This is a genomic window from Pseudoxanthomonas kalamensis DSM 18571 (assembly GCF_010211745.1).
GTDB classification, from domain to species: Bacteria; Pseudomonadota; Gammaproteobacteria; order Xanthomonadales; family Xanthomonadaceae; genus Pseudoxanthomonas_A; species Pseudoxanthomonas_A kalamensis.
Map to the genome: position 1 here is coordinate 358,761 of NZ_PDWQ01000003.1, position 19,138 is coordinate 377,898.

The 19,138-nt window shown below is 66.4% G+C and carries 15 protein-coding genes; 8 read left to right on the plus strand and 7 right to left on the minus strand.

What is annotated here, in order from left to right; all coding sequences use genetic code 11:
* Positions 1–55 precede the first annotated feature (55 nt).
* The 6 genes from CSC70_RS07990 to CSC70_RS08015 all read left to right on the plus strand — a co-directional run bounded on the left by CSC70_RS07990 (position 56) and on the right by CSC70_RS08015 (position 4,624).
* Positions 56–574: a glutathione peroxidase gene (locus tag CSC70_RS07990; protein WP_246189356.1), complete on the plus strand. Its 519-nt coding sequence runs from the start codon at positions 56–58 to the stop codon at positions 572–574.
* 84 nt (positions 575–658) lie between these two features.
* Entirely contained in the window at positions 659–1,582 is a 924-nt protein-coding gene (locus tag CSC70_RS07995; protein ID WP_162456135.1) for an FKBP-type peptidyl-prolyl cis-trans isomerase N-terminal domain-containing protein, read from the plus strand.
* Between the two features lie 89 nt (positions 1,583–1,671).
* Complete coding sequence (gene bamJ, locus CSC70_RS08000) at positions 1,672–2,415, plus strand: BamJ family beta-barrel-assembly machinery protein (protein WP_211369451.1); 744 nt, start codon at positions 1,672–1,674, stop codon at positions 2,413–2,415.
* A 24-nt stretch (positions 2,416–2,439) separates the two neighbouring features.
* The gene (locus CSC70_RS08005; protein WP_162456136.1) at positions 2,440–3,786 is read left to right on the plus strand and encodes a UDP-glucose dehydrogenase family protein; all 1,347 of its coding nucleotides are present in this window, start codon (positions 2,440–2,442) and stop codon (positions 3,784–3,786) included.
* Complete coding sequence (locus CSC70_RS08010) at positions 3,776–4,012, plus strand: SlyX family protein (protein WP_162456137.1); 237 nt, start codon at positions 3,776–3,778, stop codon at positions 4,010–4,012. Before CSC70_RS08005 ends, CSC70_RS08010 begins: the two co-directional genes overlap by 11 nt.
* 21 nt (positions 4,013–4,033) lie before the next feature.
* Positions 4,034–4,624: a DUF2058 domain-containing protein gene (locus CSC70_RS08015; protein WP_162456138.1), complete on the plus strand. Its 591-nt coding sequence runs from the start codon at positions 4,034–4,036 to the stop codon at positions 4,622–4,624.
* An 87-nt stretch (positions 4,625–4,711) separates the two neighbouring features.
* Here the strand turns inward: CSC70_RS08015 and CSC70_RS08020 are convergent, their stop codons facing one another.
* From CSC70_RS08020 to CSC70_RS08040, 5 genes are all read right to left on the minus strand, one after another.
* A complete protein-coding gene (locus CSC70_RS08020; RefSeq protein ID WP_162456139.1) occupies positions 4,712–5,197 on the minus strand; it encodes a hypothetical protein in 486 nt (161 codons plus the stop codon).
* Between the two features lie 118 nt (positions 5,198–5,315).
* On the minus strand, positions 5,316–6,467 hold the full coding sequence (locus tag CSC70_RS08025) for an MFS transporter (RefSeq protein WP_162456140.1): 1,152 nt from the start codon (positions 6,465–6,467) through the stop codon (positions 5,316–5,318).
* Positions 6,464–9,163, minus strand: coding sequence for a methionine synthase (gene metH, locus CSC70_RS08030; protein ID WP_162456141.1), 2,700 nt, complete (start codon positions 9,161–9,163; stop codon positions 6,464–6,466). The genes CSC70_RS08025 and metH overlap by 4 nt, the downstream gene beginning before the upstream one ends.
* Before the next feature lie 92 nt (positions 9,164–9,255).
* Positions 9,256–10,341 (minus strand): homocysteine S-methyltransferase family protein, encoded by a 1,086-nt coding sequence (locus CSC70_RS08035; RefSeq protein ID WP_162456142.1) that lies wholly within the window; start codon positions 10,339–10,341, stop codon positions 9,256–9,258.
* Positions 10,338–11,267, minus strand: coding sequence for an ArsR/SmtB family transcription factor (locus CSC70_RS08040; protein ID WP_162456143.1), 930 nt, complete (start codon positions 11,265–11,267; stop codon positions 10,338–10,340). Before CSC70_RS08040 ends, CSC70_RS08035 begins: the two co-directional genes overlap by 4 nt.
* 117 nt (positions 11,268–11,384) lie before the next feature.
* Here CSC70_RS08040 and CSC70_RS08045 point away from each other — a divergent pair, with 117 nt between their 5' ends.
* Positions 11,385–12,548 carry an acyl-CoA dehydrogenase family protein gene (locus CSC70_RS08045; RefSeq protein WP_343038778.1) on the plus strand — a complete coding sequence of 388 codons (1,164 nt, stop codon included), beginning with the start codon at positions 11,385–11,387 and terminating at the stop codon, positions 12,546–12,548.
* Between the two features lie 99 nt (positions 12,549–12,647).
* Positions 12,648–14,522, plus strand: a complete 1,875-nt coding sequence (locus tag CSC70_RS08050; RefSeq protein ID WP_162456145.1) for a DUF885 domain-containing protein — start codon at positions 12,648–12,650, stop codon at positions 14,520–14,522.
* An 85-nt stretch (positions 14,523–14,607) separates the two neighbouring features.
* On the opposite strand, the gene CSC70_RS08055 is transcribed toward CSC70_RS08050, so the two are convergent.
* Together CSC70_RS08055 and CSC70_RS08060 are read right to left on the minus strand one after the other, a co-directional pair.
* Positions 14,608–17,766, minus strand: a complete 3,159-nt coding sequence (locus tag CSC70_RS08055) for a multidrug efflux RND transporter permease subunit (RefSeq protein WP_162456146.1) — start codon at positions 17,764–17,766, stop codon at positions 14,608–14,610.
* Between the two features lie 12 nt (positions 17,767–17,778).
* Positions 17,779–18,999 carry an efflux RND transporter periplasmic adaptor subunit gene (locus tag CSC70_RS08060; protein ID WP_162456147.1) on the minus strand — a complete coding sequence of 407 codons (1,221 nt, stop codon included), beginning with the start codon at positions 18,997–18,999 and terminating at the stop codon, positions 17,779–17,781.
* Positions 19,000–19,138 lie beyond the last annotated feature (139 nt).

Consider the following 19,138-nt stretch of genomic DNA (forward strand, 5'->3'; position numbering starts at 1 on the left):
GACAGGAAGACACATAATAATGTTCAAGTTGTTGAAAACAATCGGGTTTGTTCTGATGGTCGGGGCCGCAACCACGGCGACGGCCGGGGATCTGCTGGACCTGGAGTACCGGCCGCTGGCCGGAAACACCCCGGTCAACCTGAAGCAGGCCTATGCCGGGCAGGTGCTGCTGGTGGTCAACACGGCCAGCAAGTGCGGATACACGCCTCAATACGAGGGGCTGGAGGCACTGCATCAGCACTATGCGCCGCAGGGATTTGCCGTGCTCGGCTTCCCGTCGAACGACTTCAAGGGGCAGGAGCCCGGCAGCGAGGATCAGATCCGCGAATTCTGCACACTGACCTACGGGGTCAAGTTCCCGATGTTCGAGAAGGTGCATGTGACCGGGGCGGAGGCGACTCCGCTGTACCGGGAATTGAAGGCGACCACGGGCGTCGAGCCGGGCTGGAATTTTCACAAGTACCTGATCGGTCGCGACGGCAAGGTGGTGGCCCAGTTCCCGAGCAAGGTCAAACCGGATGCGCCGGAATTGGTGAATGCGATCGAACGCGAGCTGAAAGCCGCGCGGCCGTAGCGTGGCGGTGGCTGCAGGCAGGGGCGTCCATGCGACAATGACGGCTTCGCGCCGGCCCCGGCGCATCAGCAGAGAGACAAGGCAATGAAGCAGTGGGTACGCAGCGCCGCGCTGGCCGCCGTCTGGGCGACGACGCTGGCGGCTACGGGCGCGATGGCGCAGGACAAGATCAGCCTGGACAGCGAGCGCGACCAGGTCAGCTATGCGATGGGCATGGACGTGGCCAATTCGTTCCAGCCGGTCGCGCCGTTCCTGGACCTGGCGGCGTTCGAACGTGGGTTGAAGCAGATCTTCGCCGGCGGCAAACCGACCCTGCCCGAAGCCGAGGTCAAGGCGGTGGATGCCGCCCTGCGCGAGAACATCGCCGCCAGCCAGGGCGTGCCGATGCCCGGCAAGCCGCCCGGCAGCCAGCCCGCGGCGGTCGACAAGACCAAGGTCGGCCTGATGCTGGCCGAACGGGTGGTGGCGCCGTCGTTGGCGCCGCTGAAGGACGACATCGACTTGCCGGTGCTGATCCAGGCCATGCGCAGCAGTTTCGCCAAGCAGCCGATGCTGCTGACCCCGGTGCAGGCGCAAGCCGCGATGGAAGCCTACACGACCCGCAAGCACAGCGAGCTTGGCGCGAAGAATCGCAGCGAGGGCGCGGCCTTCCTGTCCGAGAACAAGAACCGCAAGGGCGTGATCACCACGCCGTCGGGCCTGCAGTACATGGTGCTGCGCCAGGGCAACGGTCCGCGTCCGACCGCCGGCAGCAAGGTGCGGGTCAACTACGAAGGCAAGCTGCTGGACGGAAGCGTGTTCGACAGTTCGTACGCGCGCGGGACGCCGGCCGACTTTCCGCTGAATTCGGTGATCGCCGGCTGGACCGAAGGCCTGCAGTTGATGCCGGTCGGCGCCAAGTACCGCTTCTGGATTCCATCCAGCCTGGCCTATGGCGAGAACGGCAATCCCGGCATCGGTCCCGATGCGATGCTGACCTTCGACGTCGAGCTGATCAACATCCTCTGACCGTCCGCGCCGACGGCTCCGGGCGTCGTCCCGGCCGTCGGGGCCGCTGCCGGTTCCCTTGCAAGACATTCCTTCCGGAGTCCCAGACTTTGAACATCATTCCCCTGCATGCGGCCCGCACCGCGGCGCTTTCCCTCGCGCTGCTGGGCCTGCTGGCCTGCCAGCCCGCTTCCGGCGACAAGTCCGCGGCCGCGCCCGTCACCATCGACGACCTGAAGACCGACAAGGACAAGGCCAGCTACCTGATCGGCCGCGAGATCGGCGAATCACTGAAACTGGCCGGCGACGAGATCGATCTGGATACCGTGTTCCGCGCCGCCCGCGAAAGCGTGGACGGCAAGGAATCCGTCATCGACGAGGCGCAGACTGCACAGGTGATGCAGGCATTCGGCGAGCGTTTGCAGGCCCGGCACCTGGCCGAGGCCGAGGCGACCAAGGGCAAGAACGCCGAGGAAGGCCGTGCCTTCCTGGCCGCCAACGGCAGCAAGCCCGGCGTGGTGACCACGGCTTCGGGCCTGCAGTACCAGGTGCTGAGCGAAGGCAAGGGTGCCAAGCCCAAGGCCGGCGACAACGTGCGCGTGCACTATGCCGGCACCCTGCTGGACGGCAGCACCTTCGACAGTTCGTATGATCGCGGCGCGCCGGTGGAATTCGCCTTGTCGCAGGTCGTGCCGGGTTGGCAGGAAGGCCTGCAACTGATGCCGGTGGGCAGCAAGTACCGCCTGTGGATCCCCGGCGAGCTCGGTTACGGCGAAGAAGGCACGCCGGGCGGCCCGATCGGTCCGAACCAGACCCTGGTGTTCGACGTCGAGCTGCTCGATATCGTGAAGTGATGCAGGAAGCCTGAGGAGAATCGGATGCGCGTTGCGATCTTCGGTACCGGTTATGTGGGACTGGTGACCGGCACCTGCCTGGCCGAGGTCGGCCATGACGTGGTCTGCGTGGACGTGGACCAGGACAAGATCGACGGGCTGAACCGCGGTATTGTCCCGATCTACGAGCCCGGCCTGGAGTCGATGGTCAAGGCCAATCACGCGGCCGGGCGGTTGGCTTTCACTACCGACGCCGCAGCGGCGATCGCGCACGGCGAGGTCGTGTTCATCGCCGTCGGCACGCCGCCGGACGAGGACGGCAGCGCCGACCTGCAGTACGTGCTGGCGGTGGCGCGGACCATCGGCCGGCACCTGACGCGGCCGGCGGTGGTGGTCGACAAGTCCACCGTGCCGGTCGGCACCGCCGACAAGGTCCGCGGGGCGATCGCCGCCGAACTGGCGGCGCGCGGCAGCGACATCGTTTTCGACGTGGTATCCAATCCGGAATTCCTCAAGGAAGGCGCGGCGGTCGAGGACTGCATGCGCCCGGACCGCATCGTCATCGGCACCGACAATGCGGCGTCGGTCGAGAAGCTCAAGCGCCTGTACGCGCCGTTCAACCGCAACCACGACCGCATCGTGGCGATGGACGTGCGTTCGGCGGAACTGACCAAGTACGCCGCCAATGCGATGCTGGCGACCAAGATCAGCTTCATGAACGAGGTCGCCAACATCGCCGAGAAGGTCGGGGCCGACATCGAGAAGGTCCGCCAGGGCATCGGTTCGGACCCGCGCATCGGCTGGCACTTCATCTATCCCGGTGCCGGCTACGGCGGTTCGTGCTTCCCCAAGGACGTACAGGCGCTGGCGCGCACCTCGGCCCAGCACGGCCACTCGCCGCTGCTGCTGCAGGCGGTGGAGCAGGTCAACGAGCGGCAGAAGGGACACCTGTTCGAGCTGATCGAGCGCCACTACGGCGGTGCCGCGGCGCTGCGCGGCAAGACCTTCGCGGTGTGGGGGCTGGCGTTCAAGCCCAATACCGACGACATGCGCGAGGCGTCCAGCCGGCGCCTGCTGGCGCAATTGTGGGAAGCCGGTGCGCGGGTGCGCGCTTACGACCCGGAAGCGCGGCAGGAAGCGGCGCGGATCTTCGGCCAGCGCGATGACCTGCTCCTGTGCGAAAGCGTCGGCGACACCCTGTCCGGCGCCGATGCGCTGGTGGTGGTCACCGAGTGGAAGCAGTTCCGCAGCCCCGATTTCGCGCGTCTGGCCGAAAGCCTGGCGGACAAGGCGATCTTCGACGGGCGCAATCTGTACGAACCGGACGAGGTCGAGGCCGGCGGGCTGGCCTACTACGGCATCGGGCGGGGGCGGTCGATCCATGCAGCATGAAGCGCCCTCGCGCGAGCGCTCGCTGGAACAGCGCCTGATCGAACTGGAAACCCGCCTGGCCTTCCAGGAACAGGCCATGCTTGAACTCAGCGAGGTGCTGGCCGAGGCCCGTGCCGAAAGCGGCCGCAACAGCGAGACGCTGCGGCACCTGCTGGCTGACCTGCGCAAGGTGCGCAGCGAGTTGTACGCTTCGCCGCAGGACGAGCCGCCGCCACCGCATTACTGATCGACGATCCTTCCGTCAGCCATGAGCAACTCGCTTCGCGACCAGTTGATGGGTCTGGGCTTCAAGCCCGCGCCCAAACCCGAGCGGCCCGCCCACGGCAAGGGCAAGCCGGCGCAGACGCGCAAGGCTGGCGACAAGGCATCCGCAAAGGTTTCCGGCAAGAAGGGACCGCCGGCCCGGAAAGGCAGCGAGATCGATCTGGCCAAGGCCTACGCGATCCGCGCGCAGAAGGAAAAGGACGAGCGGATCGAGGCCGAGCGACTGAAGCAGGAAGAGGCGCGGCTGCGCCGCGAAGCGCGGGCGAAGCTGGCCGAGTTGCTTCAGGGCAGGGCGCTGAACGACGAATCTGCCGAAATCGCGCGGCATTTCGAGTACGGCGGCAAGATCAAGCGCATCTATGTCACCGCCGATCAGTTGAAAGCGCTCAATGCCGGCGAACTGGGCGTGGTGCAGCAGAACGGCCGCTACCTGCTGGTCGACGCCGAAGTGCTGATCCAAGCCGAAGAAGTGTTCGCGCCATCGGTGGCGTTGAAGATCGACCCTTCGGCACCGGCCGAAGCGGATCCGTACGCCGACCCGCAATACCAGGTACCCGACGACCTGGTCTGGTAACGCGTTGGTCCGGCCGGACGCGATCCCGTCGAAAACGGCGCGTGAAGCGAGTGCGGAGACGTCTCTCCGCACTCGATCAATCCCGATTCAGGGCTTGTTTACACCTTCCGGAACGGCGGGCTGGGCCTGGGTATCGAGTGCCTCTCTGTTGCGTGCGCGGTTATCGAGGCCGCCCGCCGCCGGCAGTGCCGAGTTCGCGCCGAGCGCACGCAGATCCTTGGGCTTGGGCTTCGGTTCCGGCGGCGGTGGCTTGTCCTTGTCCATCGCCGTTTGCGACACCAGTGACGGTGACGCCAGCACGCCGACGTTCTTCGGAATCGGTTTCGGCTCCGGTTTGTCCGGCTTGTAGTCGGCCATGGCCTCGCCGCGGGACACCGGCAGCGTCGCTGCCTGCATGTCTTTCGGCTTCGGGCCGGGATCCTTGTGCGGCAGCTTCTCGTTGCCGGCAATGTTCTGGGTTGCTGCCTTGACCGGCGGCTTCACGACACTGGTCTGCGCCAGCGCGCAGAACGGCAGGGTCAGCCCCAGCCCCAGTGACAGCACGGCCAGGCGGTGGATCGCGGTTGCGTTCATCGGCTTTCTCCGTAGTCGGTGGCCGAAGCGATGCCCACGGCGCGCTCGCCGCAAGGGTCGCTTCAATCGGGCATTCGAAGGGCGCCGGAAATACGGGCCATCGGGTATCAGCAGCAGTTCAGCGACGGCGGACCAGCCAGTACCAGGCGATCGCCGCCGCTAGCAGGGCGATGCCTCCGGACACTGCAAAAGCCATGCCGCCGCCGAACCGCCACAGTTGCCCGGCCAGCAGGGCCCCGGCCACGCCGCCGACACCCGAAGACAGGCCGTAGAACACGCCCTGGCCGTGGCCGTTCATGCGCCCGGGGAAGTAGCGCGCCAGCAGTTGCATCGCCGCGGCGAAGAAGGCGCCGAAGCTCAGCGCATGGGTGGTCTGCGCCAGCACCATCACCCACACGTTGTCGGGCCAGAGCGCGATCGCCCACCAGCGCAGCGCCGCGCTGAGCAGCGACAGCAGCAACACCTGGTCGGCGCTCCAGCGGGCGAAGATGCGTGCGGCGAAGAAGAACACGCCGATCTCGACCAGTACCCCGGTCGCCCACAGCAAACCCTGCGCGGTTGGCGAATAGCCGTTGCCTTCCAGGTAGATCGAAAAGAAGGTGTAGTAGGGACCGAACGAGACCTGCAGCAGGAAGGCGCAGCCCAGGAAGGCGATCACCTGCGGCCGGCGCAGGCGGGCGCGGAAACCGGCATCGTCGTCCAGCGCGTGGGTTTCCGGCTGCCGTGCATAGCTGTTGGCGAAGGCGAAGCCGACCATCGCGGCGAACAGCGGCAGCATCAGCGCCGGCAGCACGGCCACGCCCAAGTGGTCGATCAGCCGCCCGTACAACACGACCACGACGATGAAGCCGATCGAGCCCCAGACCCGGATCGCGCCGTAGCCTTCGCTACGCGCGCCCAGGTGCGAGAGCGTGATCGATTCGAACTGCGGCATGATCGCGTTGTAGAAGAAGCAGAACGCGACCATGGCGACGAACAGCCCGGCCAGCTGCAGGGGCAGCAAAAAGCCGACGAATGTCGTCAGGGTCAGCACGCTGCCGATCTGCAGCCAGCGGATCGGTTGCGGCGAGCGCGCGGCCAGCGTGGTCCAGGTGCTGGGGGCGACGATCCGGGTGGCATACCACAGGCTCATCAGCACGCTGATCGCGGTGGCGCCCAGCCCCTTGGATTGCAGGTACAGGCTCCAGTACGGAGTGAATGCGCCCAGCGCCGCGTAATAGGTCAGGTAGAAGCCGGCCAGGCGGAAGCGGGGCACGGCGGGCGGGTTCATTCGGGGTCGTAGTCCAGGTTGGAGGCCAGCAGGCGTTCGGCCTGCGCCAGCGTCAGCCCCTTGCGGCGGGCGTAATCGGCGACCTGCTCCTTCGACAACCGGCCGACCACGAAATACTGGCTGCGCGGATGGCTGAAGTAATACCCGCAGACGGCGGCGGTCGGCAACATGGCGAAGCTTTCGGTCAGCGACATGCCGGCGTTGCCCGGCGCATCCAGCAATTCGAACAGCGTGGCCTTCTCGCTGTGTTCCGGGCAGGCCGGGTAGCCAGGGGCGGGGCGGATGCCGCGGTAGCGTTCGGCGATCAGTGCTTCGTTGTCCAGCGCCTCGTCGGTGGCATAGCCCCAGAATTCGGTGCGAACGCGCTGATGCAGGCGCTCGGCCAGCGCCTCGGCGAGGCGGTCGGCCAGCGCCTTCAGCAGAATCGCGTTGTAGTCGTCGTGCGCGGCCTCGAAGCGGGCCACGTGGGCGTCGATGCCGATGCCGGCGGTGACCGCGAAGGCGCCGATCCCGTCCTGCCTGCCGCTTTCCCGCGGAGCGATGAAGTCGGCCAGGCAGAAGTCCGGGCGCTCGACCGGCTTGTCGACCTGCTGGCGCAGGAAGTGCAGGGTGGTTTCGCCGGCACCGGTTTGCAGCACCACGTCGTCGCCAACGCTGTTGGCCGGCCACAGTCCGAACACCGCCTTCGCCGTCAGCCACTTCTCGCGAATGATCGTTTCCAGCATCGCCTGCGCATCGCGGAACAGCTCGCGGGCCTGCGCGCCGACCACCTCGTCGTCGAGGATCGCCGGGTACTTGCCGGCCAGTTCCCAGGCCTGGAAGAACGGGGTCCAGTCGATGCAGCCGACCAGCTCGTCCAGCGGATAGTCGTCGAACACGTGCAGGCCGGGTTGCTTCGGCGCAGGCGGCAGATAGTCGTCCCAGCCGCCGTCGAACTTCTGCGCCCGCGCCTTGTCCAGCGTCACCAGCCGCTTGCCGTCGCCGCGATTGCGGTGGCGCTGGCGGATTTCGGCGTAGTCGGCATCGTTGGCGGCGACGAACTTGCCGCGCAGTTCCGCGCTCAGCAGCGATTGCGCCACGCCGACCGCGCGCGAGGCATCCTTCACCCACACCGTCGGCGCACCGTAGTGCGGATCGATCTTCAGTGCGGTGTGCGCGCGCGAGGTGGTGGCGCCGCCGATCAGCAGCGGAATGGCGAAGTCCTGCCGCTGCATCTCGCGGGCGACGTGGCTCATTTCCTCCAGCGACGGCGTGATCAGCCCGGACAGGCCGACGATATCGGCCTGCACCTCGCGCGCCTTGTCGAGGATGGTCTGCGCCGGCACCATCACGCCCAGGTCGATCACTTCGAAGTTGTTGCAGGCCAGCACCACGCCGACGATGTTCTTGCCGATGTCGTGCACGTCGCCCTTGACCGTGGCCATGACGATGCGGCCGTTGGACCTTGTGGCACTGCCGCTTTCGGCTTTTTCGGCCTCGATGAACGGCAACAGGTAGGCCACCGCCTTCTTCATCACCCGCGCCGACTTCACCACCTGCGGCAGGAACATCTTGCCGGCGCCGAACAGGTCGCCGACCACGTTCATGCCGTCCATCAGCGGACCTTCGATCACTTCCAGCGGACGCGCGGCCTGCTGCCGGGCTTCTTCGGTGTCCTGATCCACGAACGCATCGATGCCGTGCACCAGCGCATGCGCCAGCCGCTCGCGCACCGGCTTCTCGCGCCAGGCCAGGTCCTCGGTCTTCTTTTCGCCCTTCTTGCCCTTGAAGCGCTCGGCGATCTCCAGCAATCGTTCGGTGGCATCGCTGCGGCGGTTGAGCACCACGTCCTCGACCCGTTCGCGCAGGTCCGGCTCCAGATCGTCGTAGATCGGCATGGCGCCGGCGTTGACGATGCCCATGTCCATCCCGGCGGCGATGGCGTGGTACAGGAACACCGAATGGATGGCTTGACGCACCGGTTCGTTGCCGCGGAAGGAAAAACTGACGTTGGACACGCCGCCGGAGACATGGCAGTGCGGCAGCGTGCGACGGATGATGCGGGTCGCCTCGATGAAGTCGACCGCGTAGTTGTCGTGCTCCTCGATGCCGGTGGCGATGGCGAAGATGTTGGGGTCGAAGATGATGTCTTCCGGCGGGAAACCGACGTCCTCGGTCAGTATCCTGTATGCACGAGTGCAGATCTCGACCTTGCGCGCGCAGGTGTCGGCCTGGCCCTGTTCGTCGAATGCCATCACCACTGCGGCAGCGCCGTAGCGCAACACCTTGCGTGCGTGCTCGACGAAGGCCGCTTCGCCTTCCTTCAGCGAGATCGAATTGACCACGCTCTTGCCCTGAAGGCACTTCAACCCGGCTTCGATCACGCTCCACTTCGACGAATCCACCATCACCGGAATGCGGGCGATGTCCGGTTCGGCGGCGATCAGGTTGAGGAAGCGGGTCATCGCCCGCTCGGAGTCGATCAGGCCCTCGTCCATGTTGACGTCGAGGATCTGCGCGCCACTGTCGACTTGCTGGCGCGCCACCTCGACCGCCTCGGCGTAGCGCTCTTCCTTGACCAGTTTGCGGAATTTCGCGCTGCCGGTGACGTTGGTGCGCTCGCCGATGTTGACGAACAGCAGATCCGGAGTGATGACCAGCGGCTCCAGCCCGGACAGGCGGGTGTGGCGGGGAAGAGTGGATGGAGCGGTTGTCATCGTGGGTTCCCGGGGTCGAGAAGCGAGTGGAGAGTGGAGAGGAATGAGAAGTGAGTGAAAGCAAGAGCTCACTCCTCACTGCTGACTACTCGCTACTCGTTTCTCTCTACTCGTTCCTCGCTTCTCCGTGGCGGCAGGCCGCGCACGGCGTCGGCGATGGCGCGGATGTGGTCCGGACTGGTGCCGCAACAGCCGCCGACCAGGTTGAGCAGGCCGGCGCTGGCGAATTCCTTCAGCACGGTGGCCATGTCTTCCGGGGTTTCGTCATAGCCGCCGAAGGCGTTGGGCAGTCCGGCGTTCGGGTGCGCGCTGATGTAGCAGTCGGCCACTTGCGCCAGCGTCTCCACGTGCGGGCGCAGATCGCGTGCGCCGAGCGCGCAGTTCAGGCCGACCGACAGCGGACGCACGTGGGCGATCGAGGCATGGAACGCTTCGGCGGTCTGTCCGGACAGGGTGCGCCCGGACGCGTCGGTGATGGTGCCGGAAATCATCACCGGCACACGCCCGCCACGGGCGTCGAACACTTCCTCGATGGCGTACAGCGCGGCCTTGGCGTTCAGGGTGTCGAACACGGTTTCCACCATCAGGGTGTCGGCGCCGCCTTCGATCAGCGCGTCGGCGGCTTCGAAGTACAGCATGCGCAGCGCGTCGAAGCTGGTGTTGCGATAGCCGGGATCGTTGACGTCGGGGCTGATCGAGGCGGTACGGCTGGTCGGGCCCAGCACACCGATCACGAAGCGTGGCTTGTCCGGTGTCTGCGCCTCGACCGCGTCGCAGCAGGCGCGTGCCAGCCGTGCGCCTTCCAGGTTCAGCTCGGCGGCCAGATGGCTGAGACCGTAGTCAGATTGGCTGGCGCTGTTGGCATTGAAGGTATTGGTTTCGACCAGGTCGGCGCCGGCCTGCAGATATTCGGTGTGGATGCCGCCGATGATGTCCGGCCGGGTCAGGGTCAGCAGGTCGTTGTTGCCCTTCAGGTCGTGCGGCACCTGTGCGTCTGGCCCGGCCTGCGTGTCGAAGCCGTCGGCGAAGCGCGTGCCGCGGAAGTCGGCTTCCTCCAGCGCATGGCGCTGGATCATCGTGCCCATGGCGCCGTCGATGATCAGGATGCGCTCGCGCAGCGCCTGTTGCAGCAAGGCGACGCGTTGCGGGTGCAGCCAGGGCAGGGTGGGGGCGCTCATGGTTTCCTTGCGATCATCGAGATGACTTCGAAATGCGGCGGGCGCTTCTCGCGGGTCACGGTTTCGGCATTGGTCAGTTCCAGCCCGGCCTTGCCGACGAAGCGGCGCAGTTCCTTCTCGCTGAAGCCCAGGTTGGTGTGGCCGTAGGCTTCGACCACCGCCTGGTGGCCGTGGCTGGCCAGGCTGGACAGCAGCAGGCGGCCGCCGGGGCGCAGCACCCGCGCCGCTTCGGCTACCGCCTGCGCGGGCTTGCCGGCGTAGGTCAGCGCATGCATCAGCACCACCAGATCGAAGCTGGCTTCGGCGAACGGCAGCGCGTGCATGTCGCCTTCCCGTACTTCGACGTTGCGGAAGCGGCGCAGGCGCTCGCTGGCGGCGGCGACCACCCGCTTGCTGGCGTCCACGCAGACGTAGCGGTGCGAATGCGGGGCCAGCAGCTCGGCCAGCACGCCGTCGCCGGAGGCGATGTCCAGCACGTCGCCGGGTGCCAGCAGCGGCAGGGCGCTGCGCGCCATCGCTTCCCAGGTGCGGCCGGGCGAATAGTGGCGCTCCATGTCGCCGGCGACGCTGTCGGCCCAGTTCTGGTCGGCGGCGCGGGTAGCCAGCACGCTGGCCACGCGCTCGGCGTCCTGACGCAGCAGCGGATCGTCGCTGCCGGTGCTCAGCGCCTGCCACAGCACGCGCTGGGCCGGGTCCAGGGCATCGGCATCGAAGCGGTAATAGGCCGAGACGCCGGCGCGGCGGTCGCGGACCAGGCCGGCTTCCTTCAGCTTGGCCAGATGGGTCGATACCCGCGGCTGCGCCAGCCGGGTGATCGCGGACAACTCGGCCACGGTCAATTCCTCGCCTTCCAGCAGGGCGAGCAGGCGCACGCGGGTGGGGTCGGCCAGCACCTTCAACCGGCTGGACCAGGCTTCCAGATCCATGGCGTCCTCCGTTATATCTTGATATCGCGATGAAGAGATATTTTCCGTTGCCGGCCGGGTCGAGGTCAAGCGCGGCGTAGAGACGCGACCGGCGGCCGATACAATGCGCGCTTCCGCATCGAGGGGATTGCCGTGGATTTCGCCTTTACCGAAGAACAGTTGATGATCCAGGACGCGGCGCGCCGGATCGCACGCGAGAAGATCGCGCCCAGCGCCGCCCACCACGACCACACGGGCGAGTTCCCGCGCGAGAACATGCGCCTGCTGGGCGAAAGCGGGTTGATGGGGGTCGAGGTGCCGGTCGAATACGGCGGTGCCGGCATGGATCCGATCGCCTACGTGCTGGCGATGATCGAGGTCGCTGCCGCCGACGCGGCGCACGCCACCATCATGTCGGTCAACAACTCGCTGTTCTGCAACGCGATCCTGCAGCACGGCGGCGAGGCGCAGAAGCAGACCCAGTTGCGCGCCATCGCCGAAGGCCACGAGATCGGCGCCTTTGCCCTGACCGAGCCGCAGTCGGGCTCGGATGCCACCGCGATGCGGTGCCGGGCGGTGCAGCAGGCCGATGGCGGCTACGTCATCAACGGCAAGAAGAGCTGGATCACCTCCGGTCCGGTGGCGCGTCACGTGCTGCTGTTCGCGCTGACCGAACCCGAGCAAGGCGCGCGCGGGGTGACCGCCTTCCTGATCGATGCCGAACGCGAAGGCTACCGCCGCGGCAAGGCCGAGCCGAAGCTGGGCATCCGCGCCTCGGCCACCTGCGAGATCGAATTCGACGGCTACCACGCCCGCGCCGACGAGGTGCTCGGCGAGCCGGGCCAGGGCTTCCGCATCGCGATGGGGGTACTGGATGCGGGCCGGATCGGCATCGCCTCGCAGGCGGTCGGCATCGCCCGCGCCGCCTACGAAGCCAGCGTCGATTACGTCAAGGAACGCAAGGCTTTCGGCCAGGCCATCGGCAGCTTCCAGATGATCCAGGCCAAGATCGCCGACATGAAGTGCCGGCTGGACGCGGTGCAACTGCTGACCCTGCGCGCGGCCTGGCAGAAGGGGCAGGGCGCGCGTTTCACCACCGAGGCCTCGGTGGCCAAGCTGAGTGCGTCGGAGGCGGCGATGTGGATCGCCCACCAGGCAGTGCAGATCCACGCCGGGATGGGTTATTCGAAGGAAATGCCGGTCGAGCGCTACTTCCGCGACGCCAAGATCACCGAGATCTACGAAGGTACCAGCGAAATCCAGCGGCTGGTGATCGCCCGTCAGGAAACCGGCCTGCGCTGAGCAAGCGCCCGCATCCCCCGGCTTTGGTCACGGGACGCGCACGCGGCCATCGGCTAGAGTGCGGCTTTCGTCCCGACCCGAATCCGCAGGAGAACCCGAATGCGCAAGACCCTGATCGTCGCGGCGATTGCCGCCGCCCTGTCCCTGTCCGCCTGCGATCGCGGCGCGGCGCCCGACGCCGGCAGCGGCCCGCAGGCAGTGGCGTCGGCGGCCGACATCGCCGCCGAGAGCGAGCGCCTGAATGAATGGTTCGAGAAGAAATACGAGGAGCAACTGCAGTTCAGCCCGATGCAGCTGACCTTTCAGGGGCGCAAGGACCTGTACGACCAGATCGACGACCTGTCCGAGCAGGCGCAACGCGACCAGGTCGCCTGGCAGAAGGCCAGCGTCGAGGAGATGGAACGCGACTTCGACTACGCCAAACTCAGCGACGAGGGCAAGTTCTCGTACGACCTGTGGAAGCTGCAATACGAGAACGCCCGCGACGGCCTGCCGTTCATGGCCGATGGTTACGCCTTCGACCAGATGAACGGCGCACAGAGCTTCCTGCCGACGTTCCTGATCAGCTTTCACAAGGTCGACGAGGAGTCCGACTACACCGCCTACGTCGCCAGGCTGAAGGAGACCGGCCGCGCGTTCGACCAGCTGCTCGAGCGCGCGCGGGCGTCGGCCGGGCAGGGCATCCGCCCGCCGAAGTTCGCCTACGAGGGCGTGATCGACCAGTCGCGCAAGGTGATCGACGGTGCGCCGTTCTCGGCCGGCAAGGATACGGCGATCTGGGCCGACGCCCAGGCCAAGGCCGATGCCCTGGTCGAGGCCGGCAAGATCGACGCCGCGCGTGCCGCGAAACTGAAGGCGCAGGCGCGTCAGGCCCTGCTGGAGCAGTTCGAGCCGGCCTACGACCGCGTCATCGCCTGGTGCGAGGAAGACCTGCCGAACGCGGCCGAGAACGCCAGCGGCGTCGGCAGCACGCATCCGAACGGCAAGGCCTATTACGAGTATCAGCTGCGGCAGATGACCACCACCGACATGAGCGCCGACGAGATCCATGAGCTGGGTCTGAAAGAGGTCGAGCGGATCAAGGGCGAGATGCTGGCGCTGAAGGACAAGGTCGGTTTCGACGGCGATCTGGAAGCGTTCTTCCACTTCATCGATACCGACCCGCAGTTCAAGTTTCCGAATACCGACGCCGGCCGCCAGGCCTACATCGACGAGGCGACCCAGGTGATCGGCAACATCAAGCAGCACCTGCCGGAATACTTCGGCCTGCTGCCGAAGGCCGACCTGGTGGTCAAGCGGGTGGAAGCGTTCCGCGAACAGGATGGCGCTGCCCAGCATTACTTCCCCGGCACCCCGGATGGTTCGCGTCCGGGCGTGTACTATGCCCATCTGTCCGACATGAACGCGATGCCGAAGCCGGAGCTGGAAGTCATCGCCTATCACGAGGGTCTGCCCGGTCATCACATGCAGATCTCGATTGCGCAGGAGTTGACCGGGGTGCCGACCTTCCGCACCCAGGCCGGCTTCACCGCCTATGCCGAGGGCTGGGGCCTGTATGCCGAATGGCTGGCCAAGGAAATGCCCGGCACCTACCAGGATCCGTATTCGGAATTCGGCCGGTTGAGCTCGGAAATGTGGCGCGCGATCCGTCTGGTGGTGGATACCGGCCTGCACGCCAAGGGCTGGACCGAGCAGCAGGCGGTCGAGTATTTCGACGCCAACAGTGCGGTGCCGCTGACCGCGATCAAGTCGGAAGTGCAGCGCTATCTGATCATGCCGGGGCAGGCCACCGCCTACAAGATCGGCATGATCCGGATCCAGGAACTGCGCCGGAAGGCCGAGGCCGAGCTGGGCGAGAAGTTCGACATCAAGGGCTTCCACGACACCGTGCTCGGCGGCGGCGCGTTGCCGCTGACCCTGCTGGAGAAGCGCGTCGACCAGTGGATCGCCAGCGAGAAGACCAAACAGGGCTGAGCCGGCCCGAAGTCGGAAGCAGACAATCGTTGACGCAAAAGAAACCCCGGCACTGCCGGGGTTTTCTTTCCGATGTGAACAGGGATCAGACGGCGCGTTGCTGCTGTTCCAGGTATTCCTTCGACGGCTCGTCCATCTTGTCGCCGAGCATGCGCCGGACCACGATGAAGAACACCGGGATCATCAGCAGGCCAAGGAAGGTGGCGAACAGCATGCCACCGACCACGCCGGTGCCGATCGCATGGCGGGCGTTGGCGCCGGCGCCGGACGACAGCGCCATCGGCATCACGCCCATGATGAACGCGAACGAGGTCATCAGGATCGGGCGGAAGCGCAGGCGCGCGGCTTCCAGGGTCGATTCGCGCAGGGTCTTGCCGTGGCGACGCTGCTCGACTGCGAACTCCACGATCAGGATCGCGTTCTTCGCGGCCAAGCCGATGATGGTGATCAGACCGATCTGGAAGAAGATGTCGTTGGACAGGCCGCGCAGCATGCTCAGCACGACTGCGCCCAGTGCGCCCAGCGGCACCACCAGCAGCACCGCGACCGGGATCGACCAGCTCTCGTACAGCGCTGCCAGGCACAGGAACACCACCACGATCGACAGCGCCAGCAGCAGGGTCGCGGTGTTGCCGGCCAGGATTTCCTGGTAGGACATGCCACTCCAGTCATAGCCGAAGCCCTGTGGGAGGTCGTTGTTGACGATGTTCTCCATCGTCTGCATGGCCTGTCCGGAACTGGTGCCCGGTGCCGGAGAACCGTTGATGTTCACCGCCGAATAGCCGTTGTAGCGGGTCAGCGATGGCGAAGCGGTGGTCCATTCGGAATGCACCACGTTGCTCAGCGGAATCATCGAACGCTGACCGTCGGCGTCGGTGGTTGCGGCGCTGGGTGTGTAGAAGCGCGACAGCGCCTCCGGACCGCTGCGGTATGGCGCATCGGCACGGACGTTGACGCGCTTGATGCGGCCTTCCGAAAAATAGTCGTTGGCGTACACCGGCGCCAGCATCAGCTGCACCGACGTGTAGATATCGCTCAGCGACAGCCCCATCGACTGCGCCTGCACCCGGTCCACGGTCAAGGACAGCTGCGGCGCGTTTTCCAGCGTGTTGGGACGCACACCGAACAGGGTCGGGTCCTGCGCCGCCTTGCCCAGCAGCATGTTGCGCGCCTGTTCCAGCGCCTCGTGGCCGGCGCCGGTGCGGTCCTGCAGGTACATGTCGAAGCCGCCGAACTGGCCCAGGCCCTGCACCGTCGGCAGGTTGACCACGAAGATCTGCGCTTCCTTGATCCCGAACAGGGCCATGTTGGCCTGCTGGATGAATTCCGGCGCGGTGTTCTTGCGATCCTTCCAGTCCTTCAGGCGGATGAACGCCATGCCGACGTTCTCGCCCTGGCCGACGAAGCTGAAGCCTGAAACTTCCATGATGCCTTCGAAACCTTCGATCGAAGATAGTCTCTGCCGTATTTGCTCGAATACCGCCTGGGTACGATTGATCGAGGCGCCCGGCGGCAATTGCACGATGGCCATCGCGTAGCCCTGGTCCTCTTCCGGCAGGAAGCTGCGCGGCATGCGGGTGAACAGGAAGCCGCACAGCACGGTCAGCAGCGCGAACACGATCATCCAGCGCGGCGCGTGGCGGATGGCGCTGGTGATGTGGCCAACGTAGGTCCCGGCAACCCGGTCGTAGTACTTGTTGAACAGTCGGAACACGAAGTTCTCGCGCTTGGGCGTATCCGGCGAATGCTGCTTCAGGAAGGTGCCGCACAGGGCCGGAGTGAAGCCAAGCGCCAGGAACGCCGAGAACGCCATCGAGATGGCGATGGTCAGGGCGAACTGCTTGTAGATCTCGCCCGAGGCGCCGCCTTGCAGCGCGCTGGGGATGAACACCGCCGCCAGCACCACGGTGATGGCGATCACCGCGCCGGTGATCTGGCCCATCGCCTTTTCGGTCGCTTCGCGTGGCGGCAGATGCTCCTCGGCCATGATCCGTTCGACGTTCTCGATCACCACGATGGCGTCGTCGACCACGATGCCGATCGCCAGCACCATCGCGAACATGGTGAGCTGGTTGATGGTGAAGCCGATCACGCTCATGCCGACGAAGGTGCCGAGCAGGGCGACCGGGATGACCAGGGTCGGGATGATGGTGGCGCGCACGTTCTGCAGGAACAGCAGCATCACCAGGAACACCAGGATGATGGCTTCGACCAGGGTCTTGACCACTTCCTCGATCGAGATCTTGACGAAGGTGGTGCTGTCGTACGGACTGAACCAGCTCACCCCGGACGGGAAGCTTCCCTGAAGCTCGTCCATCTTGGCGCGCACCGCCTCGGCCACGTTCAGCGCGTTGGCGCCGGGCAGCAGCTGCACGGCGAAGGCGCCGACCGGGGTGCCGCTGTACTGGGTGTCGAAGCCGTAGCCCTGCGGCCCGATCTCGATCCGAGCCACGTCTTTCATCCGTACGATGCTGCCGTTGCTGTCGGCGCGCAGGATGATGTTCTCGAACTGCTCGGGCGAGGTGAAACGGCCTTCGGCGGATACGGTGGCGGTGAAGGCCTGGCCCTCGGGCGCGGGGTCACTTCCGAGCGAGCCGGCGGCGAACTGCACGTTCTGCGCGCGCAGCGCGGCCAGCACTTCGCTGGCGGACAGGTGATAGCCCTGCAGTTTTTCCGGATTCAGCCACACGTTCATCGCGTACTCGGCGCCGAAGTGCTGAGTGCTGCCGACGCCCGGTACGCGCGAGATCTGGTCCAGCACGCGCGAAGCGATGATGTCGTTGAGCTGGTTGCGGTCGACGTCCGGATTGTCGGTGCGCAAGGCCGCGATCATCAGGAAGCCGGCATTGGCCTTGGCCACCACCACGCCCTGCTGGGTCACTTCGGACGGCAGCCGCGGGGTGGCCAGCGAGACCTTGTTCTGCACCTGAACCTGGGCGATGTCGGGGTCGGTGCCGGTCTGGAACGACAGGGTGATGGTGATCCGTCCGGACGAACTGGACGAGGAGCTGAAGTAGAGCAGGTTGTCGATGCCGGTCAGCTGCTGTTCGATGACCTGGGTCACCGAGCGTTCGGCGGTAGCGGCACTGGCGCCTGGGTATGTCGCCGTAACGGTGACCTGTGGCGGTGCGATGTTGGGATACGACTCGACGCCGAGGCCGAGGATGGCGATCACCCCGGCGAGCGAGATCAGGATCGCCGTGACCCAGGCGAAGACCGGGTGGTTGATGAAAAACTTGGGCATGTCGCGGCTTCCTTATTCGGCCTTCGACCCGGTCTCGGCGTTTGCGGCCTTGTCCGGGGCGCCGTCTTCGGCACCGGCGTCGGGTTGCGGCGGGCCGGGCTGGGCACCGGGCGCGGCCGGCGGCTGCCAGGGGGTCGGCTTGGCGACGGCGCCGTCCTGTACCTTCTGCACGCCGGAGACGATCACCTGGTCGCCGGCGGACAGGCCACTGGTAACCAGCCAGGTATCGCCCTTGGCGCCTTCCAGTTGCAGGTTGCGGCGGGCGACCTTGCCTTCATTGTCGATCACGTAGGCATAGGCGCTGGCGGCATCGCGCAGCACTCCGGTCTGCGGCACCTCGAACACGTTGTTGCGCTCGCCCAGGGTCGCCTTCAGGGTGACGAAGTTGCCGGGCAGCAGGGCATGGTCGGGATTGGGCAGCCTGGCGCGCATCGAGATCGCGCCGGTGGCGGGATCGACCACGGTGTCGGAGAAGTCCAGCGAACCCGGGTGCGCGTACAAGCGGCCATCGCCCAGAACCACGTCGACGGTGGCTTCGCCCTTGCCGGCCAGCGCCACGTTGCTGGCGTCGCGGAGCTGCTCGTACTCGTTGGCGGCCATCGAGAAGTTCACGTACAGCGGATCGAGCTGGTCGACCGTGGTCAGCAGGGTGGCTTCGCCCTGGCCGACCAGGGCACCTTCGGTGACCTGCTGTTTGCCGGCGCGGCCGGCGATCGGCGATGCGACCAAGGCATAGCCGAGGTTGATGCGGGCGCTGGTGACGCTGGCCTGGGCCTGCTGCACGGCAGCGGCGGCACTGCGCTCGGCGGCTTCGGCGTTGTCCAGGTCGGCCTTGGAGACGAAGCTCTGCGGCGCCAGCTGGCGCGCGCGCTGGGCGGCGACATGGGCATTGGTGTAGCTGGCCTGGGCCGAGGCCAGCGCCGCCTGGGCCGCGCTGAGCGAGGCCTGCAGCGGGGCGGGGTCGATCTGGAACATCGGTTGCCCTTCGCGGACGTCGCTGCCCTCGGTGTACAGGCGCTTGAGCAGCACGCCGGAGACGCGGGCGCGCACGTCCGAGCTGCGGAACGGCGCCAGTCGGCCGACCAGGTCGCGCTGCAGCGGAATGGTCTTCGGGGCGACCTTGACCACGCCCACTTCCGGCGGCGGAGGGGCAGGCTGTTCCTGCGGCTTGCAGGCGGCCAGCGCCAGTGCGGCGACGCAACCCAGGGCAATCGTGCGGACAGGGGCATTCATTCGGGGAAGCTCCATTCGTATTTTCTTGGTATTCGGTGTCGGCGGCCGGTCACCGTCGCCGGGGGTAGGGCATTGCGAGCGGCATTCGGGCCGAAGGTAGGCAAGTGGCGGGATGCGGGCTGCCGTGCTGACCATCATG